This is a genomic window from Candidatus Clostridium eludens, assembly GCF_045310515.1.
GTDB classification, from domain to species: Bacteria; Bacillota; Clostridia; order Clostridiales; family Clostridiaceae; genus Clostridium_B; species Clostridium_B eludens.
On the sequence record NZ_JBJHZX010000072.1, the window covers coordinates 1 to 10,955 of the forward strand.

General features: G+C 31.7%; 10 protein-coding genes. 8 read left to right on the forward strand and 2 right to left on the reverse strand.

Features of this window, described 5'->3' with window-relative positions:
• Window positions 1-182 precede the first annotated feature (182 nt).
• Window positions 183-1,226, reverse strand: coding sequence for a PocR ligand-binding domain-containing protein (locus ACJDU8_RS24060; protein WP_406794718.1), 1,044 nt, complete (start codon window positions 1,224-1,226; stop codon window positions 183-185).
• Window positions 1,227-1,819: 593 nt separating this feature from the next.
• Between ACJDU8_RS24060 and ACJDU8_RS24065 the strand changes: the two genes are divergently transcribed.
• The 3 genes from ACJDU8_RS24065 to cooS all read left to right on the forward strand — a co-directional run bounded on the left by ACJDU8_RS24065 (window position 1,820) and on the right by cooS (window position 4,818).
• Complete coding sequence (locus ACJDU8_RS24065; RefSeq protein ID WP_406794719.1) at window positions 1,820-2,389, forward strand: energy-coupling factor ABC transporter permease; 570 nt, start codon at window positions 1,820-1,822, stop codon at window positions 2,387-2,389.
• A 5-nt stretch (window positions 2,390-2,394) separates the two neighbouring features.
• Window positions 2,395-2,715 carry an energy-coupling factor ABC transporter substrate-binding protein gene (locus ACJDU8_RS24070; protein ID WP_406794720.1) on the forward strand — a complete coding sequence of 107 codons (321 nt, stop codon included), beginning with the start codon at window positions 2,395-2,397 and terminating at the stop codon, window positions 2,713-2,715.
• 183 nt (window positions 2,716-2,898) lie between these two features.
• A complete protein-coding gene (gene cooS, locus ACJDU8_RS24075) occupies window positions 2,899-4,818 on the forward strand; it encodes an anaerobic carbon-monoxide dehydrogenase catalytic subunit (protein ID WP_406794721.1) in 1,920 nt (639 codons plus the stop codon).
• 31 nt (window positions 4,819-4,849) lie between these two features.
• On the opposite strand, the gene ACJDU8_RS24080 is transcribed toward cooS, so the two are convergent.
• Window positions 4,850-6,022 carry an iron-containing alcohol dehydrogenase gene (locus ACJDU8_RS24080; protein ID WP_406794722.1) on the reverse strand — a complete coding sequence of 391 codons (1,173 nt, stop codon included), beginning with the start codon at window positions 6,020-6,022 and terminating at the stop codon, window positions 4,850-4,852.
• A gap of 284 nt (window positions 6,023-6,306) precedes the next feature.
• Here ACJDU8_RS24080 and ACJDU8_RS24085 point away from each other — a divergent pair, with 284 nt between their 5' ends.
• The 5 genes from ACJDU8_RS24085 to ACJDU8_RS24105 all read left to right on the forward strand — a co-directional run bounded on the left by ACJDU8_RS24085 (window position 6,307) and on the right by ACJDU8_RS24105 (window position 10,883).
• Window positions 6,307-7,485, forward strand: a complete 1,179-nt coding sequence (locus ACJDU8_RS24085) for a GGDEF domain-containing protein (RefSeq protein ID WP_406794723.1) — start codon at window positions 6,307-6,309, stop codon at window positions 7,483-7,485.
• 101 nt (window positions 7,486-7,586) lie between these two features.
• Complete coding sequence (locus ACJDU8_RS24090; protein WP_406794724.1) at window positions 7,587-8,699, forward strand: NAD(P)/FAD-dependent oxidoreductase; 1,113 nt, start codon at window positions 7,587-7,589, stop codon at window positions 8,697-8,699.
• 37 nt (window positions 8,700-8,736) lie between these two features.
• Window positions 8,737-9,588, forward strand: a complete 852-nt coding sequence (locus tag ACJDU8_RS24095; protein ID WP_406794725.1) for a DMT family transporter — start codon at window positions 8,737-8,739, stop codon at window positions 9,586-9,588.
• A gap of 181 nt (window positions 9,589-9,769) precedes the next feature.
• Window positions 9,770-10,663 (forward strand): DMT family transporter, encoded by an 894-nt coding sequence (locus ACJDU8_RS24100; RefSeq protein WP_406794727.1) that lies wholly within the window; start codon window positions 9,770-9,772, stop codon window positions 10,661-10,663.
• Between the two features lie 37 nt (window positions 10,664-10,700).
• Window positions 10,701-10,883 carry a hypothetical protein gene (locus ACJDU8_RS24105; RefSeq protein WP_406794726.1) on the forward strand — a complete coding sequence of 61 codons (183 nt, stop codon included), beginning with the start codon at window positions 10,701-10,703 and terminating at the stop codon, window positions 10,881-10,883.
• Window positions 10,884-10,955 lie beyond the last annotated feature (72 nt).

Sequence of the window (10,955 nt, forward strand, 5' to 3'; positions counted from 1 at the left end):
TCCTGTTCAATACAGAAACCAGCTTATAATTGCCTAGCTTTTTTCAAAATGTCCTTGACATAGGGTCCATTTCAAAAAATCCTACTAGGTTTTTTATTTTGATGTTTAATAAATCACACCTTCAAGGCTGATAAGTACAATCCGACCCACATGTGATTCCACTGCTTCAGGACTAACGTGAGTTAAGTTGTTAATTTATTCAAATGCTCTGCAATTAATGTAATCTCTTGTAAATTTGCATTGGTTTCTTGAATAGCAGATGTCTGCTGCTGGGTAGTTTGTAAAGTAGAATTTGAAGATTCTACAGTTTTATCTACAGAATCTTGAATTTTTTTAGTAAGTTCCGATATTCTTATGGCTGTATCTTTTGAACTCTGAGATAACTTTCGTATTTCTGTGGCAACTACTCCAAAACCTCTTCCTGAATCACCAGCTCTTGCAGCTTCTATGGCAGCATTTAATCCAAGCATTTTAGTTTGATCTGCTATGGATTTTATTCCATCTAATATGGAATTTATTTCTGAAGATATATCTTTGATACTAATGATTTCCTTGTTCAACACATGTTGATTATCGGAAACATTAATTGAAGATGCCGATAATTCTTCCATAATTGCAGAAACTTGATTTAAATTATCAGAAAGTACTTCAGATGTGTTCTTAAGTTTTAACTCTTGATATCCTATTCTTGATAATGCATTTGCAATAATATATAATACCTCTGCAGCTGATTTTATATTTTTTTTATTGCTGATATTAACTTCATTTACGGCTTGTAGATATTTGTTTTCATCAAGTCCTATTTCCTTTGCAGCTTTTTTGTATATGGATTCTTCAGGATTAGAAGTTAAAATTTGACCTCCTAAAATTGTTCCTATTTGTGTGTTCTCTACCAATATGGGCACAGCGAAATCTATTAATCCTGCATGACAGGTATAAACATAAGGTTTTCCTGTTCTTGCAGCTTCTATACCTCCTCTTTTGTGAGACTCGGCACAGCGTCTGGTACCAATATCAGTGGATTGGGTAAGATTTAAACAAAAATCTGTATAAGAGCTTGGATTAGTTACAGGATTTCCATCCATATCTACAGTTACACTGGCAATATTCATACTTTCTGCAAAGTTATCCTGAAATTTTTGAAGTAAATTAGTATCTATGATATCTTTTATTTTAAGAGAGCTTATATCATCATAAATATGATCATCATTGGTAATTCTCGACATATTTTAACACCTCCAAAATTATTTTTTTATTGAATTTATTTAAAATGGGCTGCCTAGTTATTAATATATCCATAAAACCTTCATTTCTTCTATGTACATTATGCAACTTATATAGAGTACCAGCAGATCACAAAGGCTCATTATAATATATTTCAATATTTTTATCAATAATATATTTTAATAATTTGATGTTATATAAAACCATCAAATTATTCTTATTTATATAATCTATATATCGTCATATCTTTGATTATTATTTATTATAAAAGTTTGTAAAAATTGTTTTTAAGTAAATTTTTTGGTTTTAACTTAAATTTTAGACGTCTAATTATTATATTTTTATTGAAACAAAACAAATATTTTGTATCGTTATAATAATATAATTTGAATTTAATTATATTTTTCTGTGAAATTTATATAACACTTATATAATGCACGAAAAAAACCCATATTCAAACTTAATATTACAAATTCACTATACAATGTTTGCATGTTTTTACAAAATATATTATAATAAAATTATACAAAATATTTGTTTTGTTCTATTTATACCATTTTAGCTAAGTATTTACCGGAGAATTTTTATATAGCAATTGAAAAAGATAAAATTAAATCCTAAAATAAAGATGTTAATAGCAATGTCAGGTGCATTTGTGCTTTCTGCTTTAAAAATTCCATCAGTGACAGGAAGCTGTTCACATCCTACGGGAGTAGGACTTGGAGCCATACTTTTTGGACCGGCAATTATGAGCGTATTAGGTGTCATAGTTCTTATATTTCAAGCACTTCTTCTTGCACATGGAGGAATCACAACTCTTGGTGCTAATACTTTTTCCATGGGAATAGTTGGACCTTTAGTATCTTATTTTTTGTACAAGCTTTTAAAGAAGCGAAATGTATCATCATCTGCAGCGGTATTTACAGCGGCAATGCTTGGAGACTTAATGACTTATATTACAACTTCAATTGAACTTGCGCTGGCCTTTCCTGATGCCACCGGTGGAGTTTTGGCCTCTATGATAAAGTTTATGGGTATATTTGCAGTAACCCAGATTCCCCTTGCCATAAGTGAGGGAATACTGACTGTTGTGGTTTTCAATCTTTTAAATAATTATGACAAAGAAGAACTTATACAGTTAAATGTTATATCAAAGAAGGCATAATAAGCATGAATATAGAAGGCAAAAGTAAAAACAACAGTGTGTTTAAAAAGAATTTGATATTGTGTTTTCTTGTAATAGTTATTGCGGTTATTCCTCTAATATTTTTAAAAAATGCCCAGTTTGCAGGTTCTGATGACAAGGCTGAAAAGGCAATCACACAGATTGATAAAAGTTATAAGCCGTGGTTTTCTTCCATCTGGCAGCCGCCAAGTGCTGAAATAGAAAGTCTCTTATTTTCATTACAGGCCGCTGTGGGCTCAGGGATTGTGTGTTATTATTTCGGATACTTAAAGGGCAAATCAAAAAAGGATGGATATGCCAAATAGCATGTTCATCCTCATTCACCTGACATCCATCATAGGCATAGTCATTAATTTTGTTATTAATAATCTGCACTTTAATTTTTATGAATATTACATTCTTCAAGTTTTTCAAATGAATATACATAATTAATTTCATTGTAGGAAAATTTAATATTAGTATTTATAAATTAAAGGAGTGGATGTTTTATGAGCAACATTATGCTAGAAAAAACACAAAATAGAGTTAGTTACCACGACTCAGTTGAACAAATGCTTAAAAGAATCAGAGAAGATGAAATGTCCAATGTGTTTGACAGATATGTATCACAAGAAAAGATAAGATGTAAATTTTGTCTTGAAGGTTTAAGTTGTCAGTTATGTTCAAATGGTCCCTGCAGAATAAGTGAAAAAACAGGACAGAGCAAAGGGGTATGCGGTATATCTGCTGATGCTATGGCAATGAGAAACTTACTTCTTAAAAACATAATGGGGGCAGGTACATATAGTCATCATGCCTATGAAGCCTTCAGAACACTGAAAGCTACAGCTGAAGGAAAGACTCCATTTAAAATTACTGATGTAGATAAACTTAAATGGATGTGTGAAAAAGTAGGTATAGGTATAAAACAGGAAGTTAATGCTATGGCAATAGAACTTGCAGCATTACTTGAAAATCAGCAGAGAATTGGAGTGGAAGAAAAGAATATAATGGTTGAAGCTTTTGCTCCAAAAAAGAGAAAAGAAGTCTGGAGAAACATAGGTATATATCCCGCAGGGACAATACATGAGGAAGAAAATTGTGTGGCGAGTTGCCTTACCAATGTAGATGGAAGTCATGTTTCTCTGGCAATGAAAGCCTTGAGGCTTGGAATAGCCACCATATATAATTCTCAGATAGGTCTTGAAATGGTGCAGGATATACTTTTTGGAACTCCTAAGCCACATGAAGTTAATATGGATTTGGGAATTATGGATCCAAATTACGTAAATATAGTATTTAACGGACACCAGCCTTGGCCTGGAGTTGCAACAATATTAAAGGCAAGAACAAAGGAGATTCAGGAAAAAGCAAAGGCTGCAGGAGCTAAGGGACTTAGAGTGGTTGGTTCTATAGAGACAGGGCAGGAACTGCTTCAGAGATTTGAAATGGATGATGTTTTCGTAGGCCATATGGGTAACTGGCTTACTATAGAGCCATTGTTATCCACCGGTACTGTGGATGTATTTGCGATGGAAGAAAATTGTTCTCCTCCAGCTATAGATATGTATGCTGAAAAATATCAAATAACGTTAGTATCTGTAAGTACTATTATTGATTTACCAGGGCTTAAATATAAAATTCCTTATGATCCTTCAGAAGTTGATACTATGGCAGATAAGTTAATTGATCTTGCTGTAGAAAATTTTAAGAAAAGAAAAGAGAGAAAAATTGAACCTATGGTTCCAAGTATAACTCAAAAAGCTATAGCTGGCTTTTCTACTGAAGCCATTCTGGGTATTATAGGGAATAAGCTTGATCCATTAGTAGATGTAATAGGTTCAGGAAAGATTAAAGGAGTGGTAGCACTTGCAAATTGCTCTACTTTAAGAAATGGTCCACAGGATTGGGTTACAATAAACCTTACAAAAGAACTTATAAAAAGGGATATATTGGTGGTTAGTGCAGGCTGCGGGAACCATGCTCTTGAAGTTGCAGGACTTTGTACCTTAGAAGCAGCTAATGAAACAGCTGGCCAGGGTTTAAGAGAGGTATGTAATATGTTGAAAATTCCTCCTGTATTAAGCTTTGGAACTTGTACAGATACAGGAAGGATATCTATGCTTGTTACTGCTCTGGCAGATCATCTAGACGTTGATGTATCCCAGCTTCCAATAGCTGTCACAGCTCCGGAGTGGATGGAACAAAAAGCAACTATAGATGGAATTTTTGCATTAGCTTATGGAGCATACACTCACTTGTCACCTACACCTTTTATAACAGGAGCACCTCAATTGGTAGAACTTTTAACTGAAAAAGTAGAGAATGTAACAGGGGGGAAGATAGCACTGGGTGATGACCCTGTTGAAGTAGCAAATAACATAGAATCTCATATAATTAAGAAAAGAAAAGAATTAGGGCTTAGTTAGCCCTTTTTCTTATGGTTTATTTTCAAATGTCTTACATAGAAGCTTTAAAGATGCCCAGTATATCTGCAGCGGTTCCTTTCCTTGGATTTGTAATGGTAGTTATATCTTTTGCAGCATTTTTAGAGAGAAACTCTAAATCATTTTCATCAACTTCAATAGATTTTAGGTGAGTTGGAAGATCAATATCCTCACAGAGATTTTGAATGCCATGCTTAATCTTATTAACAGCAGTTTCTTTATCTGATGCTTTTATTCCCATAGCTTCACTTATTTCAAAAATTCTTTCCTCAGGTACTGATACTGAATTAAATTCAAACACATGAGGCAGTAGAACTGCATTACATGCTCCATGAATTTGCTGATAATTTCCTCCTATTTGATGGGACATGGAATGAACATATCCTAATCCTGCATTGTTAAAAACCATTCCACCCATGACACTGGCAAACATCATCTTTTCTCTGGCCTCTAGATCATTACCATTTTCATATGCCCTCTTTAGATATTCGAAAACCAATTTTATAGCATCAATTGCTAGGGCATCTGTAATAGGAGAAGCTTCCGTAGAAACAAAGCCTTCTATTGAATGAGCTAAAACATCAATGCCAGAACTGGCAGTTACTTCTGGGGGCATGGTTGCCATAAACATAGGATCATTTACAGATATTATAGGCATCATTTTAGGATCGCCAATAGTCATTTTTACTTTTCTGCTTTCATCTGTTATAATTGCAAAATTGGATACCTCAGATCCTGCACCAGAAGTAGTATTTATTGATATTACGGGCAGGGCAGGTTTTTTCATTTTTTTGTACCCTTCATAGTCTTCTATAGCTCCACCATTGGTTGCTATAATGGATATACCTTTTGCACAATCGTGGTTAGTTCCGCCTCCAATAGATATAATAAAGTGATAATCCCTTTTTAATACATTGAATCCTTTTTTAAAGTAAGTAAGAGCATCTTCTATAAATGAAATTGTACAATTTGGATGTAAGATGCCATCAAATATATCATAAGAAATAAATAAACTTTTTAATATTGTTTCCACCATTTCAACATAACCAAGGCTTATTATATTTTTATCTGTAACAACTAAGGCTTTGCTTAATTTATAGCGCATTAATTCCGTTGGTAAATCTTTAATGGCTCCTACACCAATAAGATTTATGGCAGGTGAATAAAAATCATGAGTGTTCTCCAATATAATCCCTCCAAATCATAAATATATATTAAGTTTATTTTTTCTGTTTATCAGATTGGTTATGTATAGAATGTGAATTATGTCACTAGAAAAATTAACCTTCAGGTAGAATATCTTTTAAATATATAAATGTTTAATTAAGAATTAAATTAAATGCATAATATAGATAAAAAATACGAATTTATGGTAAAATGAAATAGATAATTTCAAATTCTTAACAAGTGTTCTTTCTGTGGTAGGTTTCAACTTGATTAATATAAATATGGAAGGTATTAGTTTGTCCTATGAAATTAAAAGAACTGATTGAGTTTAAAATAGATGGAAATGAGAGTGAAAATTTTAAGAAAAGCATAGTGGGAAGTAATCTCTATAGGGGAAAGTTGGCTTCAAAAATGCTGATAACATTTGATTTAATATTATGTTCTATTGATGTTATTACTTATATGCTTAATGTGGACGATAGGTTTAAGTTCATAAACTATTTTATAATGTATATGCTAATGATAATTGTAAATGTAATATTTTTGGTTAGTATAAATAAATACGGCAATTTGGATGACAAGCCTTCGACATATATTGATAACTGGGAAAAAGCTCTTATGTGTTATATAACATTTGTAATATCCTGGGGAAGTGCGATATCTTTAATGGATCAAAAATTATATGGACATGTAATAGTATTTATGGTTAACATGATAACTTGTTCCGTTCTATATTACCTAGATAGTAAAAAAATATTGATTCCATATGCAATATCTACCTCTATATTAGTGTTCTTGCTTCCATTTTTTCAGAAATCAAAGGATGTTTTAATTGGACATTATGTAAATTTGATTATATTTTTATTTATTTCTTGGCTTTGTTCTAGAATATTATACTACAGCTATTATAGTAGTTTCATGAATAAAACTCTACTTAAAAAAGCAAATGATAAGCTGAAAAGATTGAATTCAATTGATGAGCTTACTCAAATAAATAACAGGAGAAGTTTTAATGACTATATTAGCTTTGAATATAATAGTAATTTAAAGAAGGACTTGTTGATTTCTGTAATTATGATGGATATTGATTTTTTTAAACAATACAATGATAATTATGGACACAATGCCGGTGATAAGGTATTAGTATCAGTAGCTCAGGAGATAGATTCTGTGGCAGCAATGTATATGAATTTTGCCGCACGTTTTGGAGGTGAGGAGTTTATTTATGTTGCTATAGATACTGATGAAGAACAAATTATGGATATAGCTCAAATAATAAAAACCAATATAACAACTCTTAAAATACCCCATAAATGTTCTCAAGTCAGTGAATATGTTTCCTTAAGTTTTGGTACTTCAACAGTTAGAATTACTTCAAAAAAAGATATACTTTATTGTATGGAGTCCGCTGACAAAGCCTTATATTATGCAAAGAAGAGTGGGAGAAACTGTGTCAAAACTTTAGACAATATTAAAATGTAAAACTTGCAGCAAATAGTGAGAGGAGCTGTAAGAATATAATAGTTATTAAATGGGAATAACAAATATAGTTATAAAAACTATATAGATGAGAGGTGTATCCTGTGGAAATTGCAATTATGGGAGCAGGAATGTCAGGGTTATCCTGTGCTATAACATTGGAGAGAAATGGTATAAATCCTACTATTTTTGAAAAACGAAGCCGTGTAGGAGATAGATTTGTTAATGGAGAAGCTACGTTTAGTATATTAAACAGGCCTGTTAAAGATGATCTGAAGTATTTGGAAGAAAAGCATCATATACATTTAGCACCCACAGATAGGGTCCAAAAGTTAGTGGTCCACTCTAAAAATGAAATAGGAAGTATTGAGGGTAATATAGGTTATGTAAACATTAGAGGGAGACACGAAAACTCTTATGAGTGTCAATTGGAAAAGCAGGTTAAGTCTAATATAAATTTTAATTCTCATTATGAGTATGAAAAGTTATGCAAAGAATTTGAATATGTAATATTAGCACCTGGAGATGGGGCTTATGCTGCTGAACTTGGAAATTATAAGTGCGATCTTACATGCAGCATAAAAGGAGCTGCAGTTGAGGGACAATTTTGTACCAATGTTGCCCATGTGTGGTTTAACTATGATATAATACCCAAAGGATATGCGTGGTTAATACCTTTTTCTAACAAAGAAGCCAATTTGGTTGTTGCTTACCCTGATTATCCTAGTAATATCAAATTAGATATAAATACTATATGGGATGCATTTTATAGTATGGTCCATAGAGATTTACGGCAAAGTTTTAGAATAACAGATGGATTTCAAATAACAAAATATATGATGGGTATATGTACTAAACCTAAAATTGATAATACATATTTTGTTGGAAACTGTTTTGGAACCATTTCTCCCGGACTTGGATTTGGACAGTTTGCTTCAGTATTAACAGGCATTTATTCGGCTTATGATTTGTGTAATCTGGGTAAATATGAGGACCTTGTGAAACCTCTGTTTAAAAATTACAATAATTCCCTGGCTTTAAGAAGATTTTTAGAAAGTTTAGATAATGATAATATGGATGTAATAATTAAAAATTTAGATAATAAATTATTAGATAAGCTCATTAATAAAACAATTGGTGATACAAATGAATTTGATTTTCTTAAAGCTTTTGCGCCCATTATGAAGCTGTGGAATAGCTGCAGCAAGAACAGCTAGCAAAAGGAAACATCCTAAGAACAAGGAGAATGGCTACATGTATAAGAAAAATAAAGATTTAATGGGAATCCATATTGCAGTTTTTTTATTTGGATTATCAGGATTATTTGGAAAGTTACTTTCACTGCCACCGATGATAATTGTCTTTGGCAGAGTATTATTTTCCAGCATTTTTTTACTTATTCTAATATTTTATTTTAATGAGAATATAAAATTAAGAAGTTACAAACATTATCTTTTATTAGTTATAGCTGGAATAATTTTGGCAATTCACTGGAGTACTTTTTTTAAATCTATACAAATATCTACAGTGGCAATAGGACTACTTACATTTTCCACATTTCCTGTTTTTGTAACTTTCCTTGAACCCTATTTTTTTAAAGAAAAAATTAACTTTTCAGATATTGTAGTTGCATTTATTACTTTTTCAGGAATAGTGCTTGTAGTGCCAGAATTTAAATTAGAAAATAACTTAACTCAGGGAATTTTATGGGGAATAGCATCTGGATTTACTTATGGAGTTCTTTCAATGCTCAATAGAAAATATGTAAAAGAATATTCAAGTATACAGATTGCCTTCTATGAGCAAGCTATAGCGGCAATTGTGTTACTTCCGTTTTTATTTTTTGAAAACACTGTTTTCACATTTAAGGACATGCTATTATTGGCACTATTAGGTATTGTGTTTACAGGAATTTCCCATTCATTATTTATAAATAGCTTGAAAAGTATAAAAACAAGAACTGCAGGGATTATTTCCAGCCTTGAACCAGTTTATGGCATAATTTTTGCTACTTTTTTATTAGGGGAAATACCTACATTAAAGGAGGTATTAGGAGGCATTATTATTTTGAGTACTGTTTTTTATTCAACTGCTAAGTGTAAATAACTTACTACTATTGCTTATATGATTTTTAAGTGGATATCAAGTTTTGTTATAGTTATTTACATGAAATCATATTAAAGATATAATAAAAAAAATTGTAGGACATACTGTAATCAGTAATTTTTATTAATAATCTATATAAATACATATAAAGAGAGTGAGAAAAATGCATATTGAAAGCGCAATGAAAGTTCCATCGAGAACAAAAGGGATAATGCTGGTGGTATTTGCAGCCATGTTGTGGGGAGTATCGGGTACTGTTGCTCAATATCTGTTTCAAAAAATGGGATTTACTCCTGAATGGCTTGTTGTAATTCGGCTGTTGTTATCAGGATTAATTTTATTAATTTATGCTTTTATTAAAGTTAAACAAGAGGTGTGGAAAATATGGAAGTCTAAATATCATAGTTTTAACCTTATTTTATTTAGTATCATAGGGATGCTAGGTGTACAATATACATATTTTGCTGCTATTAAATATGGAAATGCTGCCACAGCTACCATACTTCAATATTTATCTCCAGTTATAATTACTTGTTATTTAGCTATTTTTTCTAAAAAAGCTCCAGGATTAAGGCAAGCTCTAGCTATTATTTTAGCTATGGTAGGTACCTTTTTTATAATTACCCATGGAAATATTCATACTCTATCCATTTCTAAATTGGAATTATTTTGGGGAATCACTTCTGCTTTTGCAGCGGCTTTTTATACTGTGCAGCCTTGTTCGCTGCTTCGTCGATGGGATTCTACCATTGTAGTTGGATGGGGAATGCTCATTGGAGGATTGGCCTTTAGTTTTATTCATAAGCCATGGGATTTTACAGGCAGTTGGTCTATTACTTCAATATTTGCAGTTATATTTGTAGTTATATTTGGAACTTTGGTTGCTTTTTATTGTTATCTGGAAAGTACAAAATATATACAACCGGCGGAAACAAGTGTACTAGCTTGTGTTGAACCTTTGTCTGCAGTTTTTTTATCTGTATTTTGGCTGCATGTTAATTTTGGAATAATGGAATGGCTGGGAGCCATATGTATTATAACAACAGTTATGATTTTGTCTGGTGGTAAAAAATAAGGTACGGTATATTAATATATTTGTAGGAGAATTTTAAATGAATAATATTGAGAAAAATAAAAAGTCCATAATAATTGACCTGATAAAAAAAATGCCTTCTTTGATGTTCGGATTGATTTTATATTCAGTGGGTATATTGCTGACATTACATTGCAATTTGGGAATGAGCCCTTGGGATGTATTACATGTAGGTATAGTAAAACATAGTATTTTGACCTGACGTATGGACAGTTTAATGTAAATTAATGTATAAAACATTTACAGGATAAAATTATGTAGAAAACCGCCTTAA